Source organism: Cellvibrio sp. GW822-FHT04B05 (assembly GCF_058800985.1).
Genome location: NZ_JBXAMU010000002.1, coordinates 606,424 through 621,726 on the forward strand (window position 1 = coordinate 606,424; position 15,303 = coordinate 621,726).

Sequence of the window (15,303 nt, forward strand, 5' to 3'; positions counted from 1 at the left end):
ATCCTTGGCCATTTTTGCTCTCCTTACGTCCGGGTTATTAATATCGGCACTTAACTTGCTGACAATTCAATGTAATGTAATGTTTGCTGATCAGTAATATTCAAACGTGTCATTTCACACTACCAAATTACTCCAGCACAGCAATGGGCAAGGATAAATCCCCTTATCTAGTTCAAAAGTGAATGACAGAAAAGAGCTATATCACCAGACTTGAGTATTTTTTAATGCCCTGGCCATTAATGTGTTTATTGGTGAAAAGTAAAATTCGCTACGGCAGGGGCTACAGCAAAGTAATTTTTACAATCGATGTACTCATACATTTACCGGCTTTATTATCCAGCAGGCCGGTTAAACTCGAATGATAAAGGAGTATTACGATGATCGGTCGCACTAACAAAACATTGCGAGTGCATGTATTAATCGTGGAAGACCAACTCGCAACAACTGACAGCACCCGCGGCCGCGCGCTGCATGATTTGGTGAGCGAATTCCGCCACCGCAATGTCGAACTGGTGCAAGCGCGCTCTTACGATGACGGCCATGCAGCGATTGTCTCTGATGCAGGCTTCCATTGTATTTTTGTGGATTGGACGCTTGGTGATGATGACATCGAAAGTAATGCCGAAGTGATGCAGTTGTTGCGTACCATCCGCCAGCGCAATGCCAATGTCCCGATTTTTTTGATGGCCGATCGCGCCGCCAAACAAACACTCACCGTTGAGGCGATGGAGCTGGCCGACGAGTTTGTCTGGACCTTGGAGGACACCGCCCCGTTCATTGTCGGCCGTGCATTGGCTGCAGTAGATCGCTACCTGGATAAACTGCTGCCACCCTTTACTGATGCGCTGTTGCGCTACAGCCAGAAGGACGAACACTCTTGGGCTGCACCGGGGCATCAAGGCGGAATTGCATTTACCAAATCTGCCGTGGGACGGGTATTTTTTGATTTCTTCGGCGAAAATTTATTTCGCACTGATGGTGGAATCGAACGCGATAGTTTGGGTTCGGTGCTGGATCATACAGGCCCGGTAGAAGCCTCGGAAAAATTTGCGGCGCGCGTGTTCGGCGCCCATGAATCTTATGCGGTACTCAATGGCACTTCCGGTTCCAACCGCACGATTTTTATGGCCTGTGTCGGCGAAAAACAATTCGCACTCTGCGATCGCAATTGTCACAAGTCCATCGAACAGGGTTTAGTACTCTCTGGCGGAATTCCGGTGTACTTCACGCCTACGCGCAACCGCTATGGAATTATCGGCCCTATACTGCCGGAAAAATTAGCACCTGAGCTGATCGCCGCCAGCATTGCCAATCATCCCTTGCGCACGCAAGCCAAACACGACCAACCGGTGTATGCCGTAGTCACCAACTGCACTTACGATGGCATTTGTTTGCACGCAGAGCGCGCTGAAGGAATTATTGCCGAATCTGTAGACCGTATTCATTTTGATGAAGCCTGGTACGGCTATGCGCGCTTTAATCCGATGTACCAGGGACGTTACGCGATGCGTGGCGATCCACGCGACCATGCCGACACATCGCCCACCGTTTTCGCCACACACTCCACACACAAACTGCTCGCCGCGCTATCGCAGGCGTCTTACATTCATGTCCGCAATGGGCGCAATCCCATTGAGCACAGCCGCTTCAATGAATCCTTTGTGATTCAAGCAACCACATCGCCGCTATACACCTTGTTTGCCTCCAACGAAATTGGCGCAGCCATGATGGATGGCGCGAGCGGCTATAGTCTTACACAAGATGTAATTCGCGAAGCGATAGATTTCCGCCAGGCACTTGCACGCGCCTATCGCGAATTTACCGAAAAAGGTGATTGGTTTTTCCAGCCTTGGAACACGCCGGAAATACGCGATGCAAAAACCGGTAAATGGATCGCATTTGCCGACGCCGATCCCGAGCAACTTGCATCTGATCCTGAATGTTGGGTGCTTGAGCCGGGCGCTGCATGGCACGGGTTTGAAGGATTGGAGAAAAACTGGGCACTGCTCGACCCTATCAAAGCCGGGATCATGGTGCCCGGTATGGGATTGGACGGGCAGATGCAACCGTTCGGTATTCCCGCACCTGTACTGAGTGCATTCCTGTATCGCAATAATATTATCCCGTCACGCACAACGGATTTTATGGTGCTGTGCTTGTTCAGCATCGGCATCACCAAAGGCAAGTGGGGCACACTGATTAACGTGCTGCTCGCGTTCAAACGCCACTACGATAAAAATACGTTGCTCGAACAAGTGTTACCGGAATTAGTCGAGCAAGCACCCGCACGTTATCGCGAGATGGGTTTGTGCGATCTCGCCACCGAAATGTTCGATTACATGGGCACCAGTCATATGGATGCATTACAGGCAAGTGCATTCGATAATTTACCCACAATTGCCTGCACACCACGCACTGCATTTCAGCAATTGCAGGCAGGTGATGCAGAATTATTACCGCTTAAACAAGCAGCCAATCGCGTTACGGGCGTAGGTATTATGCCCTATCCACCCGGTATCCCGATTGTAATGCCCGGTGAAAACCTCGGACCACTTGATGGCCCCTGGCTGGGCTACATTGAAGCTGTACAAGAGTGGGGCAAACGTTTTCCCGGCTTTGAAAAAGAAGTCGAAGGGGTGGTCCAAAAAGAGGGCGAATATTATTTTTGGTGTTTGAAATGACTACTGGCAACTCCACTTGTTGTGGAAGCAATCGGAGAAGGACGCAAGGAATTTTATGAACCAACCCAAACTCAACATGCCTGAAAATGCTACCATCCCTATATCCAAACAAACCAATCAAAAAAACGCTTCAACTCTGGCGAGTGAAGAAGCCGAAAATATTGCAAAACATTTTTCCAATTATTTAAAGCCGCAGCTAGCCTGGAATCCACAACTCAAGCAGCAGGTGTATCAACTGCGCTATCAGGTTTATTGCGAAGAATTACATTTTGAAGAGATTAATCCCGATCATATTGAGCAGGATGAGTTCGACTTACGTTCAATCCATTGTTTTATTCGCCACCTGGGTTCAGATGCACTCGCAGGAACCTTGCGTCTGATCACCACACGCAATGAAGACGAATTATTGCCGATGGAAAAATTTTGTCCGCATGCAATCACCGATGAAAAAATTAGACCGCGAAACTTTCTACCGCATCAGATTTGTGAGTTATCGCGCTTGGCGGTGCCGCTTGCATTTCGCAAACGACAAGTAGACCAATTTACCGGCGGTGCCACCGGCGCAATCAATGAGCAAGCATTTTCAACACAGGAATTGCGTTTCTTTCCTTACATCGCTATTTGCCTTTATATGTCGGCAGTGGCCATGTGTTACAAAACCCGTCGCGTACATATTTTTGTGATGATGGAGCCGCGCCTCGCACGCAGTTTGAATTTTGTGGGTATTAAATTTACCCAACTTGGCGCACCGATTGAGTATCACGGGAAGCGTGCGCCTTTTTATATTGACGCACGAGAAGTCCGCAAAACCTTAAGTACCGGCTATCGCAAATTGCTCGCGATGATTGAAAAAGAATTATTTTATTAAATAGCAGCGAATTTTCTTGCTAATTCTTCAGTGCGAAAATGCTCAACGATAAAATCGACGAATGCGCGGGTTTTGGCTGGTAGTAATTTCGAACTCGCAAAATAAATGGCTAACGGGCCAACATCGCTATACCACTTGGGTAGCAATCGCACCAAGCTACCGTCTTGTAAGTAATTCAGTACATGCGGCATTGGTACCAAAGCAACTCCCACCCCCATCAACACTGCATTACAAATCGCTTCCGGATCGTTGAGAATTAACCGCGCCTTGGGCTCAATCAACATTTGTTCATTTTGTTTATCGCGCAGCTGCCAAGGCTGAACGCGGCCAGTGTTGGATGAGCGTCGCACTATGGCATCCCAGGTGGAAATATCAGTGAAGGTTTTCGGCAGCTTTTTATCGGCCATAAATTGGGGTGATGCCACTAACACCATATGCGGCCGCGCCAATTCGCGCGCTACTACACCACGCGCCAATTCGATGCCGCCACCAATCGCTACATCTATACCTTCATTGATTAAATCCACCTGACGGTTTTCAAACCGCCAATCGGGTTGGATATCCGGATAGCGCGCCATAAATTCTGCCAGCAGCGGCAATATGTATTGCCGTCCGAACGCAAATGCGAGGCTGACTTTCAGTGTGCCGGAAGGTTGCCCCCGGTGCCTGCTTGCGTTGGCGAGCGCCGCTTGCACCGTATCCAGCCCGCCACTTACTTCCAATAAAAACGCCTCACCTGCTTCGGTTAAGGTTAACCGACGGGTACTGCGTTGGAACAAACGCACACCTAATTTCCCTTCCAGGGTGGCGACGTTTTTGCTCACCGCGGCGGGCGTTAACCCCAGTAAACGTGCAGCGGCAGAGAAACTGCTGGTCTCTGCACTGCGTACAAAAGCTTCGATACTGGCCAGGGTTTCCATGTTGCCTCACTTTTATTTTCAACTTTCAGTTGAAAATGATTGTACAAACTACCTACTACAAGTAAAGCAATAAAAATAACACACTGGCTCCGTGATAAAGATTTTCCCCCTAACACTACCGGAACAATGATTATGAGCACTCAGAACAGCACCTTTCAAAACACCTCAGTTCAACACAACCAATCCCTGGCCAACAAAGTCGCCCTGGTGACTGGCGGTTCACGCGGGATAGGTGCGGCAACTGCCAAACGCCTCGCCAGCCAGGGTGCTGTCGTCGCCATCACTTATGCGAGCAATAGTGGTAGTGCTGATGAAGTAATTCAAAGTATTCGCACTGCTGGCGGCAAAGCGATTGCGATTAAAGCCGATAGTGCCAAAGCAGATGAAATACGAAATGCAGTAGCGGAAACCGCAAAACAATTCGGTGGATTGGATATTCTTGTCAATAATGCTGGCGTGGCGACTATGGCCGCGATTGATGATTTCGCTGAAGCCGATTTCGATCATTTACTTGCCGTCAATGTCAAAGGAATTTTTATCGCAGTGCAAGAAGCATTGCATTATATGAAAAGCGGCGGCCGCATTATTAATATCGGCAGTATTAATGCGCAAATTGTGCCCTTCCCCGGCATGTCGGTGTATAGCTTGAGCAAAGGAGCGGTGGCGACTTTCACACGCGGTCTCGCACGGGATTTGGGTAAACGCGGAATTACCGTCAACAATATTCAGCCCGGCCCGGTGGATACCGATATGAACCCTGCTACCGGTGATTTCGCCGATACATTGCGCGGCATAATGGCATTACCGCGCTACGGCACAGCAGATGAAATTGCCGGATTGGTTTCTTATCTTGCCAGTGATGAAGCTGCCTATGTGACAGGTGCAAGCTGGAATATCGACGGTGGATTTGGTTTGTAACTTTTCACAGGAATAACTGTGCTTGAAATAAACCGGGTAAAAAAAGAGTGGATCGCCTTAACAGGTTCCACTCTTTTCCATTTCAAAAATAATGTCGATTAGTTTTTCCGTTGGTTTTGTAGAATCACACGCGGTTCAGCAACAGGCACCAATTTACCATCGCGCAATTGAATTGCCTGCGACGCGCCCATCGATGGCCAAATTTTTAGATCGTGTCCTTTTTTCTGCAAGGCTTGCTGGATTTCACTTGGCATAGCCGCTTCTACAAACAGTAAGTTTGGATTCCATTGCTGGTGAATCCGCGCTTGTGCCATCGCTTTTTCTACCGACATAGCATCATTGAGTGAGTAGAGTAAAGTTTGTACTACCTGCGAAATAATAGTCGGGCCACCCGCCGCACCGAGCGCCATTACCGGCTCATTATTTTTAAACACCAGTGTCGGACTCATGCTCGATAATGGACGCTTACGTGCTGCGACTGCATTAGCATCCGAGCCGACCAAACCAAATGCATTGGCAGCACCGACTTGCGCGGAGAAATCATCCATCTGGTTATTCAACACCACGCCGGTACCGGGAATAATCACTTTGCTACCAAAGCTGGTATTTACCGTGGCAGTAATCGCAACCCAATTGCCATCTTTATCAGCCGCCGCTATGTGGGTAGTGTGTTTATTCATTAAATGCTGGATATCCACATCCGGATTTCCATGGGAAATACCGGCAGTGGTTTTGTCGAGGCTGATTTTTTTCGCGATAGTTTGCGCATAACGTTTATCGGTAAGCGTTAAGGGAACTTTGGTGAAATCACCGTCGCCTAACCAATAGGCGCGATCAGCAAATGCAAATTTCATTGCCTCGGCAATTAAATGATAGCGCTCGGCAGGTGCCAATTTATCCAGATCAAATTGCTCAAGAATATTTAAAATTTGCGCCACATGGACACCACCAGAGCTAGGAGGTGGAAATCCATACAGCGTATAACCCGCAAATTCCGACACCACAGGCTTTCGCATTTTGATCTGGTAATTTGCAAAATCTTTATCGGTGATAAGGCCACCGTTTGCCGCCATCCAACGATCGGTTTTTTTAGCAAAATCACCTTGGTAAAAATAACGCGACCCCTGCTTCGCGATTGCACGATAAGTCACCGCTAAATCTTTTTGCTGCAATATTGAAAATGCAGGCAAAGGTTTTTTATTTTTATCCAAATAAATAGCAGCACTTGCTGGAAACTTTGCCAAATTATCCGCCGTCGCTGTGATCCGCTCTGCCAATGCCGGGGAAATTGAAAAACCTTTTTCCGCCAAATCAGCTGCCGGTAAAACCAGATCGCGAAATTGCAATTTCCCACCCAATTTTTGCAATCGTTCATAGGCGGCAACTGAACCGGGAATACCAGAGGCCAATGCACCAGTCCGGCTTAATTCAGGGTCAGCTTTACCATTCACTAAAAACATATCGCGCGATGCCGCTGCTGGCGCCATTTCGCGCCCGTCAATCGCCAGTATCCGGCCATCGGCCATGCGTACCAAAATAAAACAGCCGCCGCCAATCCCGGAATTGTGACCATCGACCACACCCAGCGTGAAAGCCGCTGCAATTGCGGCATCTATCGCATTGCCGCCGCGCGCCACAACCTCCATGGCAATTGAACTGGCGTAAGGATTTACCGTAGCGACAGCGACCCGTCCGTCAGGACTCTTCTGTGCATAATCACCCGCTTGATCGGCGGCCAATACGAAGGGAATATAAAATAAAACTGCAAATAGAATAACCAACTGTTTCATGGAACCAACCAAAGTAGTGTGAGATAACGCGAGCCTATTATCCCAGGGAACATTTAGCTACAGAGATATTCAACTATAGCGATATACCACTATAGGGACAGCGGAACTGTAGATACATTGGACTATAGCGCATTGAAGATCGCGGGCAATACTATTAAGGTACTGAATCCTCCAATCACTCATAATTGATAGATATGAACATCCATCACCAGCGGGAGTTTTATTATGCGTTTAATGACAAGGTTATGTCTGTTAGCAAGCGGCGCATTAATGTCGTTGCCATCAACTGCAGCGGAAGGCATGTGGACGTTGGACAATCTTCCACTATCCACATTGGAGAAAACCTACGATTTCAAACCAACACAGGCGTGGCTGGATAAATCCATGCGCAGCGCGGTGCGTTTGGCCGGAGGATGCTCAGGCTCATTTGTATCTGCGCAGGGATTGGTACTTACCAATCATCATTGCGTGGCCGGTTGTGTAGAAGACTTATCCAGTCAGGCGCAGGATTTGGTGAATAACGGTTTTCTCGCAAAAACAACAGGCGAAGAAAAACAATGCCCCGGTGTGGAGATAAATCGACTGGAAAAAACAGAAGATGTTACTGCTCGTATGCAAAAAGCACTTGAAGGTTTATCGGGCAAAGCATTTAGCGATGCAAAAAAAACTGAGCAATCACGCATTGAAAAAGAATGCGTTGGCGAGGCAGGTGATCAATTACGCTGCGATATTGTCGAGCTTTATGGCGGTGGCCAATACCACATCTACCGATACGCGCGCTATCAGGATGTCCGCCTGGTATTTGCCCCCGAGTATGCATCCGGCTTTTTCGGCGGCGATCCCGATAATTTTAATTTTCCCCGCTATAACCTGGATATGAGCCTGTTGCGTGTTTACGACAAAGCAGGCAAACCGCTCGCCAATAAAGACTGGTTTCCGATTAATGCAAAAGGCGCACAGGAAGGCGAACTTGTCATGACACTCGGCCATCCGGGTTCAACGCAACGTTTGTTAACCCTCGATGAACTGGAAACACAACGCGACCTGGTTTTACCTTTTCGTTTATTGATTGCATCGGAATATCGCGGACTCTTGCTGCAATATTCGTCGCAAAGTGGTGAGCACGCACGCATCGCGCAAACTGAATTAATCAATGTGGAAAACGGAATTAAAGCGCGCACCGGAATGTTTCAGGCCTTGTTATCCAAACAGGTTATGCAACAAAAACGCGATCAGGAAAGCGCCTTTCGCAACTGGGCGACAAGCGATGTAACACGGGTAAACATTTACGGTGATCCATGGAAAACCCTGAGCGATGTGCAAACCAAATGGCGCAACCTGTACGTTGATTACATGATGGTCGAGGCCGGCTTTGGAGCAATGTCGCAACATGTACTTTGGGCGCGCACGCTAGTGCGTGGCACCGCCGAAAAAGAAAAACCGGACAATCAACGCTTACGGGAATTTTCTGATGCGAGCTTGCCTGCGGTGCAATCCGGACTGTTTGCAGAATCGCCTTTATACCCGGATTTTGAACGTATGAAACTGGGTTGGTCATTGAACAAACTGCGGGAAAGATTAGGGGTAGATAACCCTGCGGTAAAACGTATTCTCGGTAAACAGTCTCCGGAAGCACTCGCCAATGACATAGTATCAAACAGCAAGCTTGGCGAAATTGCTACACGTAAAAAGCTCTGGGAAGGCGGCGCCACCGCAGTTAAGGCCAGTAATGACCCCGCGATAAAACTCGCGTTTTTGATCGATGAATACGCACGCCAATTGCGTACTGAATACGACCACAATATCGAACCGGTACAAAAGGCAGCTGTGAATCAATTGGCAAAAGCCCGCTTCGCCTACCAGGGCACACAGGTTGCTCCGGATGCAACTTTTTCCTTGCGTTTATCCCACGGGGTTATTCGCGGCTGGGATGAAAATGGCAAGCCGATAAAACCTTTTACGGACATCGGCGGGCTATATGCTCGTGCAACTGATTATGCGCCATTTAAACTCGCCGACAGTTGGATCACAGCGCAGAAAAAAGTCAATAAAAAAGCCCGATTCAATCAGGTTTCCACTAATGATATTGTCGGTGGAAATTCAGGTAGCCCACTGGTGAATGCCAGAGGTGAATTAGTCGGGCTGATTTTTGACGGCAATATTAAATCGTTGGGCGGTACTTACTTTTTTGATGAAACTGTCAATCGCGCAGTATCCGTACACCCGGCTGCAATCAGTGAGGCATTAAAGCGAGTATATAAAGCCGATCATCTTGTGAAGGAATTAAAGCTCTAGTCAATTCAAATTTCTGTTTAAAATAAAAATGGGGCAGATTATCTGCCCATTTTTATTTACGCGATCACCACTAACTATTTGGAGCGGGCATTAGCGGTAGCTCAGCCATAATATCGTTACTGGAAAGTCTGGTGCGCGCTTTATCACTGAGGTTTTGCAGGTTGCTAATCACATCATTTGCCAACCAGCTCACCGCTGGATCGGGATCATTCACGAGCTGTTCGACCATGCGGACATGACTCTGATTTCCGGTTGCACGCAACGCCAGTAGTGCATCCAATTTCACACTGTTGTTACTGTCCTGTAGTAATGGTGAAATTGCATTAGCCGCGCTTACATGGCGTGTTTTTGCCAGTTCGATCAATGTTTTTTGTCGTACCGACGGATTTTCATTGCGTAACCCGGCCTGCGCCTCGGCAATTTGTTTTTCCATTAACGTATTATCACCACGTGCGGACGCCACTTGGGCAACGACTCGTTTGATATCCGCATTGCTTTGGCCATGATAAAGCACATCCAATTCGGAATCGGATAAGGTCTCGCGGCTCTCTGCCAAATCAAAAACACTCTTACTTACAATAGCGATATTTTCTGTCGTGGCGTTACCCGCTAAAAGATCGTTTACCTTCACGGAAAAAGAGCGCGGATCGCGATCGGATTGGGTAATGAGATCTCTCTGTATCTGTTCACTGGGTGTTGGATTACTCATACCGAATGCTTGATTGAATTCGCCCACTTGCCTATCGTTTTCCATTGGCGCTGCGTCGATAGAAGTATTGGTAACAGTTTGATCAGGCGCGCCGACATTATTATTCCCTAATGTACCTGCACGAACCGGCTCGTTATTTTTTTGCGCAAGCAATATCTCTAGCTGCTGAACTTTATTTTCCAGTGCAACAATATTGGGGGCACGATCAGAGTCTTTATCCGCTACTAACGTGAGCAAACTGTAAGTTACAGCTGCCCCGATGAAAGCGGAAAACAGGAAATGTTTTTTGGAGTCGAAGGTAATGTTCATTTGTCAGCTCTCATTATTATTTTTTTAGTCTTTTATCGATTAAAAAGAGGCGGATAACCCGCCCCTTTTTTCCACGAACTTACATCTACAAATTGGACAGCAGATTAGAGATTGCCGTAACCAATAGCGCCGTTGCAATGCAACCATTCGCTCATACCGTTACCACCACCGCATGCTCCATTTTGATAAACGCCGGTATTGTAACTCTGCGCTTCCGATTGGCGAACATTGCCATTGACGCTGATGTAATCCACTTGCACGTCGCGGCCGGTCGCATCATTTGTGTACTCAACCAGCGTGCCACCGGATAAGCTGGTGGTCGCAGTGTAATTCGCCATGCTGGTAGTCAAGGTCCAGGTTTGCACAACAGTGTTGTTTACTTTGAGACTGATGCTTTCTTGCCCGGTAACACCGCGTGCACGTACCACCACTGTTTTGCTACCGGTTGACGGAGCAGAGCTGGAACTACCGCCGCCACCGCCACCGCCACTACCTTCGCTGACGGTGATGTCTGAAGTACCGGTACTTTGGTAACCCTCAGTCGCCAACACTTGATAATTGTGGCTCCCCAAATTCAAGCCTTTGCTCGCCCAGAAGGCAACGTGGTTGGCAAAGGTAATAGTGCCAGAGATATTACCGAAACCTTTTTTAGGATTTCTCACACTGAAGTACTGATAGAAAGTCTGGTTACCATCGATTGACGGCTGATTAACACGCTGACAGCGACGCACGTTATAGGTGGCGCCGTCACTTTGGAAACTGCCGTAATCAGTACCACCGGAACAGCTTGCAGGATTGTATGAACCGTAGCTTTCGATGATGTAGTACTCAATCAGCGGACTTCTGGTCCAACCATAAAATGCCAAATAGGAGTTTTGGCTGGCGGTTACACCGTAATTACCGGAATAACTTACCACCCTTGAACTCGTACCCGGATTCCAACCTTTTCCACCAACCCAGTTGTTGGTACCGCTGGTCCATTGCGAGGTGTAACGGCCACCCGACTGCAATGTCATTGAGGCATTGCCGGAATCTTTCCAAAAGGTGTAATAAAACCCGTTGTTGGTACCCGTTGAGTTTGAGGTTAACGTCTGCGCACTTACTGCTGTTACGCACAGGGCTGCAGCGCCGATAAGCGCGGTAAAGATAGTTTTGCCAGTTTTGGTTAATTTCATTATTAGTCTCTCTGGATTTTTAGCCTTTCAACCAATACCACCTATAGAGGAGGAAGGACTGTTGGAAGGTTGATCCTGCCTATTGCGAGCAGGTGTTTATCGAGCGCCATACAGCATTGCTGTTATTGTTAAAACGGCGAAGTCGCTCAACGTATACTTGTATACATCCAGATTGATTTATTGTCAAATAAACCATAAGCATATAGTCAAATAAACTATTTACCGGATTGTTATAACAATTTTGTATCAGACAAGCCCTGCCCCACTGTCGCTCAATCAGTCAAGCGGAGGATGGGAAACGAGTATTCAAGAGAAAAACTACGGAAGTGACTAACTATCGAGGTTGTAAGCGAGAACTTTATCGATGCGACGACCATCCATATCAACAATTTCCAATTGCCAATTCTGCACGACCACTTTGTCGCCAGTGGCAGGAATACGCCCCATCAGCATCATGATCAGACCATTTAGCGTTTGGTAATCACCTTCTTCGGGTAAATCGTCGATCGCAAGGCAATCTTTCAAATCTACAATCGCCAGCATGCCGTCCAGCAAGAGCGAACCGTCATCACGACGAATCACATAGGCATCTTCACCCTCGCCCATTACAAATTCACCGGTGAGGGCTTCCAGCAAATCTTGCAGCGTGACTATCCCTTTAAGAGCGCCATATTCATCAACTACAAATACCATTTGGCTATGCGATGAACGAAAAAATTCGAGTAGCTCCATGCCGGTCAATGACTCAGGTACAACATGGCAAGGCTGCGCCATGGATTCCAGATAAACCTTACTGCCGCGAATCGCTTCTGCCAATAGTTCTTTCGCATTGATAACGCCAATTAAATTATCAATTTGTTTGGTACAGACAGGAAAACGTGAATGGGGTGATTGCATAACGCGCTGGTAATTTTCATCAAGCGATAGCGCTGTATCCAGATAAATAATATCGGCGCGCGGCACCATCAATGACACTATGCTGCGGGCTTCCAAGCGCAATACATTTTTTACCATCGCATGCTCTTGTTGTTCGATAACACCGGAACTGGAACCCTCATCAAGAATTGCGTGAATATCTTCCTGGGTGACTTGCGAATGTTGCGTTTGGTGAAAACCGAGCAAGCGCATCAGGGTACGGGTAGAGCCCGATAAAAAATACACAAAAGGTTTGGTGATAACGGCAAGGAGTTGCATCGGCTTGGCGACATAGCAAGCAATACGCTCGGCGCTGATCTGGCCGATGCGCTTGGGGACCAATTCACCCACCACGATGGATAAATACGTCACCACTACCACTACTAAAATCGTAGCGAAATTATCGCTGAAGTGTACCGGTACGCCAAAGGTCTGCAGCCATAACGCAAAAGGTTCAGCGAGAATAGATTCGCCGAAAATACCGTTCATGATGCCGATGGAGGTAATGCCGATTTGGACTGTCGATAAAAACTGGGTGGGATCTTCTGCTAATTTCAGCGCAGCCTTGGCCGAACTATTGCCCTTGGCGGCAAGTGCCATCAAACGGGATTTTTTTGCGGTGACGATAGCAATTTCCGACATCGCAAAAAGGCCGTTCAATATAATCAGGCCAAGCAATATAAAGATTTCCATAGGGTCCTACTGACCAAAGCGCAGTCGCGCGGGACGCCGAGTATACCATTGGCCCCGGAGGGCAAAACCAGTCTTACTGGCGACAATGGTTACCAGCATCGAAGTTTTATACGTCAGTGTCACCTAATCGATTGCCTTTATCAATGAGAAATATTATCATTAGCGCCAACTTATTACTCGCAACTTCATTCGATTCTCACAGCAGTAGCCAATGCAATCCAAACATTCCCCGTTAATATCCCTGTTGCTCGTTATCGGTGCTCATGCCGGAGTATTGGCTGTCGTACTACTTGCTCCTTCAGCTCCCAAGCCGATTGAAATTGTCATGCCGACTATTCAGGGCACAATTGTTATGTCCCAACCTGAAGAAACGCCACCGCCACCGGAGCCACCGCCTCCACCGCCGCCGGAACCAAAACCCGAACCGAAACCGTTGCCTAAGCCACCACCCAAGGCACCACCTTCGGAGCGCGCGGTAAAAGCACCGGAGCCACCACCACCACCGGTACAAGAACCGGCAGAAGCAAAACCCGCTGAGCCAGCACCGCCAGCGGTATTACCACCGCGCGCTGAAGCCGGTCAATTAAGTAACCCGGCGCCGGTATATCCGAACTTGTCCCGCCGCTTGCGTGAAGAAGGGATTGTCGTGTTAGAAATTCTGATCAAAGCCGACGGTACCGTGGGTGAGATCAAAATAAAAAGCTCCAGTGGTTACAAGCGGCTGGATGACACCGCAGTAAAAGCGGTGAAACAGTGGCGCTACCACCCGGCCACCCAAGGCGGTATTAAAATCGATTTTTGGTACGAACAACCCGTTGAATTTAACTTGCACTAATTTATTAATAACGTTTTATTTTTGTAATTTTTATTTTTTCGCATTTCGAGGTTTATATGGATTCACCCTACGGCATTGCTTCAATCTGGGAGCAAGGCGACATACTCATCAAAAGCGTCGCGATTATTCTGTTAATCATGTCCATCGCCAGTTGGTGGGTTATTGTAGTTCGCGCATGGGGACTTTGGCGTTTGCGTCGCCCGGCGCAAGGCCTGAATGATTTCTGGCACGCGCAAACCTTTGCTGAGGGTCTGCGTACCCTGGGTGACGACCGCAGCAGTCCGTTCCGCCACCTGGCAGAAGAAGGACAAGCCGCACTTGATCACCACAGCAATCATAAAGATGACCTGCACGGCCATCTGCCGCTTGCCGAATGGCTCACTGCATGTTTGCGCGGCTCTATCGATGAAAGCGCGGAGCGTTTGCAACGCGGCCTGGCAATTCTTGCGTCGGTTGGATCGACCGCACCCTTCGTAGGATTGTTCGGAACCGTATGGGGTATTTACCATGCGCTGGTAGGGATAGGTATTTCAGGTCAGGCGAGTATTGATAAGGTTGCGGGTCCGGTGGGCGAGGCATTGATCATGACTGCGTTTGGTCTGGCGGTAGCAATTCCGGCGGTGCTGGGTTATAACGCCCTTTCACGTGCAAACAAAGGTGTGCTCAACAAACTGAATCGTTTTGCACATCAACTGCATGCTTATTTTATTACCGGTAGCCCTATGCAAAATAAGGGTGTCATTACCAAAATCACTCCACGTAAAGAGGTGTAAGCCATGGCCTTCGGCGGTGGACTCGAAGATGAAGTCGATGTAATGAACGAAATTAACATGACTCCGCTGGTGGATGTCATGTTGGTATTGCTGATTATTTTTATCATTACTGTGCCGGTGTTAACCCATTCGGTAAAAGTGGATTTGCCGCGTGCCGATAACACGCCCAACGAATTAAAACCGGAGACGGTTAATCTGGCTGTGAATGCAGACGGGCATGTTTACTGGAATGAAACCCAGGTCACCATGGAAGAATTGGAATTGCGTTTGGCAACCGAAGCAAGCAAGCAACCACAACCGGAAGTGCATATTCGTGGCGATAGAACCGTAGAGTACGAACACGTTATCAAGACGATGGCGGCAGTGCAGCGATCCGGCATTTTAAAATTAGGATTTGTTACAGAACCCGGCGCTTAGCCGGG

General features: G+C 48.2%; 11 protein-coding genes and 1 pseudogene. 7 read left to right on the forward strand and 5 right to left on the reverse strand.

Features of this window, described 5'->3' with window-relative positions; genetic code table 11:
- The first annotated feature begins 377 nt into the window (after window positions 1-377).
- Together AC1RJL_RS08180 and AC1RJL_RS08185 are read left to right on the forward strand one after the other, a co-directional pair.
- Window positions 378-2,681, forward strand: coding sequence for an Orn/Lys/Arg family decarboxylase (locus AC1RJL_RS08180; RefSeq protein ID WP_492912762.1), 2,304 nt, complete (start codon window positions 378-380; stop codon window positions 2,679-2,681).
- A gap of 55 nt (window positions 2,682-2,736) precedes the next feature.
- A complete protein-coding gene (locus AC1RJL_RS08185; RefSeq protein WP_492912764.1) occupies window positions 2,737-3,549 on the forward strand; it encodes a PEP-CTERM/exosortase system-associated acyltransferase in 813 nt (270 codons plus the stop codon).
- Here AC1RJL_RS08185 and AC1RJL_RS08190 read toward each other — a convergent pair.
- Window positions 3,546-4,469, reverse strand: a complete 924-nt coding sequence (locus AC1RJL_RS08190) for a LysR family transcriptional regulator (RefSeq protein ID WP_492912766.1) — start codon at window positions 4,467-4,469, stop codon at window positions 3,546-3,548. The genes AC1RJL_RS08185 and AC1RJL_RS08190 overlap by 4 nt on opposite strands.
- Before the next feature lie 132 nt (window positions 4,470-4,601).
- Between AC1RJL_RS08190 and AC1RJL_RS08195 the strand changes: the two genes are divergently transcribed.
- Window positions 4,602-5,387 carry a 3-oxoacyl-ACP reductase family protein gene (locus AC1RJL_RS08195; protein WP_492912768.1) on the forward strand — a complete coding sequence of 262 codons (786 nt, stop codon included), beginning with the start codon at window positions 4,602-4,604 and terminating at the stop codon, window positions 5,385-5,387.
- Between the two features lie 98 nt (window positions 5,388-5,485).
- Here AC1RJL_RS08195 and ggt read toward each other — a convergent pair whose 3' ends face one another.
- Window positions 5,486-7,177 (reverse strand): gamma-glutamyltransferase, encoded by a 1,692-nt coding sequence (gene ggt, locus AC1RJL_RS08200; protein ID WP_492912770.1) that lies wholly within the window; start codon window positions 7,175-7,177, stop codon window positions 5,486-5,488.
- A gap of 225 nt (window positions 7,178-7,402) precedes the next feature.
- On the opposite strand from ggt, the gene AC1RJL_RS08205 reads away from it, so the two are divergent.
- Complete coding sequence (locus AC1RJL_RS08205) at window positions 7,403-9,472, forward strand: S46 family peptidase (protein WP_492912772.1); 2,070 nt, start codon at window positions 7,403-7,405, stop codon at window positions 9,470-9,472.
- A 70-nt stretch (window positions 9,473-9,542) separates the two neighbouring features.
- Here the strand turns inward: AC1RJL_RS08205 and AC1RJL_RS08210 are convergent, their stop codons facing one another.
- The 3 genes and pseudogenes from AC1RJL_RS08210 to AC1RJL_RS08220 all read right to left on the reverse strand — a co-directional run bounded on the left by AC1RJL_RS08210 (window position 9,543) and on the right by AC1RJL_RS08220 (window position 13,273).
- A complete protein-coding gene (locus tag AC1RJL_RS08210; protein ID WP_492912774.1) occupies window positions 9,543-10,490 on the reverse strand; it encodes a HEAT repeat domain-containing protein in 948 nt (315 codons plus the stop codon).
- Between the two features lie 113 nt (window positions 10,491-10,603).
- A pseudogene (locus AC1RJL_RS08215) lies at window positions 10,604-11,665 on the reverse strand (glycoside hydrolase family 11 protein); the annotation flags it as partial.
- Window positions 11,666-11,995: 330 nt separating this feature from the next.
- Window positions 11,996-13,273, reverse strand: a complete 1,278-nt coding sequence (locus AC1RJL_RS08220) for a hemolysin family protein (protein ID WP_492912776.1) — start codon at window positions 13,271-13,273, stop codon at window positions 11,996-11,998.
- A gap of 211 nt (window positions 13,274-13,484) precedes the next feature.
- Here AC1RJL_RS08220 and AC1RJL_RS08225 point away from each other — a divergent pair, with 211 nt between their 5' ends.
- From AC1RJL_RS08225 to AC1RJL_RS08235, 3 genes are read left to right on the forward strand one after another with little or no spacing between them, the layout of a single operon-like run.
- Window positions 13,485-14,108 (forward strand): energy transducer TonB, encoded by a 624-nt coding sequence (locus AC1RJL_RS08225; protein ID WP_492912778.1) that lies wholly within the window; start codon window positions 13,485-13,487, stop codon window positions 14,106-14,108.
- Between the two features lie 56 nt (window positions 14,109-14,164).
- Entirely contained in the window at window positions 14,165-14,881 is a 717-nt protein-coding gene (locus tag AC1RJL_RS08230; RefSeq protein WP_492912780.1) for a MotA/TolQ/ExbB proton channel family protein, read from the forward strand.
- A gap of 3 nt (window positions 14,882-14,884) precedes the next feature.
- A complete protein-coding gene (locus AC1RJL_RS08235; RefSeq protein WP_492912782.1) occupies window positions 14,885-15,298 on the forward strand; it encodes an ExbD/TolR family protein in 414 nt (137 codons plus the stop codon).
- Window positions 15,299-15,303 lie beyond the last annotated feature (5 nt).

Coding starts and splice junctions, on each gene's coding strand:
- AC1RJL_RS08180 (WP_492912762.1), top strand. CDS start 378: ATGATCGGTCGCACTAACAAAACATTGCGAGTGCATGTATTAATCGTG.
- ggt (WP_492912770.1), bottom strand. CDS start 7,177: ATGAAACAGTTGGTTATTCTATTTGCAGTTTTATTTTATATTCCCTTC.
- AC1RJL_RS08235 (WP_492912782.1), top strand. CDS start 14,885: ATGGCCTTCGGCGGTGGACTCGAAGATGAAGTCGATGTAATGAACGAA.
- AC1RJL_RS08220 (WP_492912776.1), bottom strand. CDS start 13,273: ATGGAAATCTTTATATTGCTTGGCCTGATTATATTGAACGGCCTTTTT.
- AC1RJL_RS08195 (WP_492912768.1), top strand. CDS start 4,602: ATGAGCACTCAGAACAGCACCTTTCAAAACACCTCAGTTCAACACAAC.
- AC1RJL_RS08190 (WP_492912766.1), bottom strand. CDS start 4,469: ATGGAAACCCTGGCCAGTATCGAAGCTTTTGTACGCAGTGCAGAGACC.
- AC1RJL_RS08230 (WP_492912780.1), top strand. CDS start 14,165: ATGGATTCACCCTACGGCATTGCTTCAATCTGGGAGCAAGGCGACATA.
- AC1RJL_RS08185 (WP_492912764.1), top strand. CDS start 2,737: ATGAACCAACCCAAACTCAACATGCCTGAAAATGCTACCATCCCTATA.
- AC1RJL_RS08225 (WP_492912778.1), top strand. CDS start 13,485: ATGCAATCCAAACATTCCCCGTTAATATCCCTGTTGCTCGTTATCGGT.
- AC1RJL_RS08210 (WP_492912774.1), bottom strand. CDS start 10,490: ATGAACATTACCTTCGACTCCAAAAAACATTTCCTGTTTTCCGCTTTC.
- AC1RJL_RS08205 (WP_492912772.1), top strand. CDS start 7,403: ATGCGTTTAATGACAAGGTTATGTCTGTTAGCAAGCGGCGCATTAATG.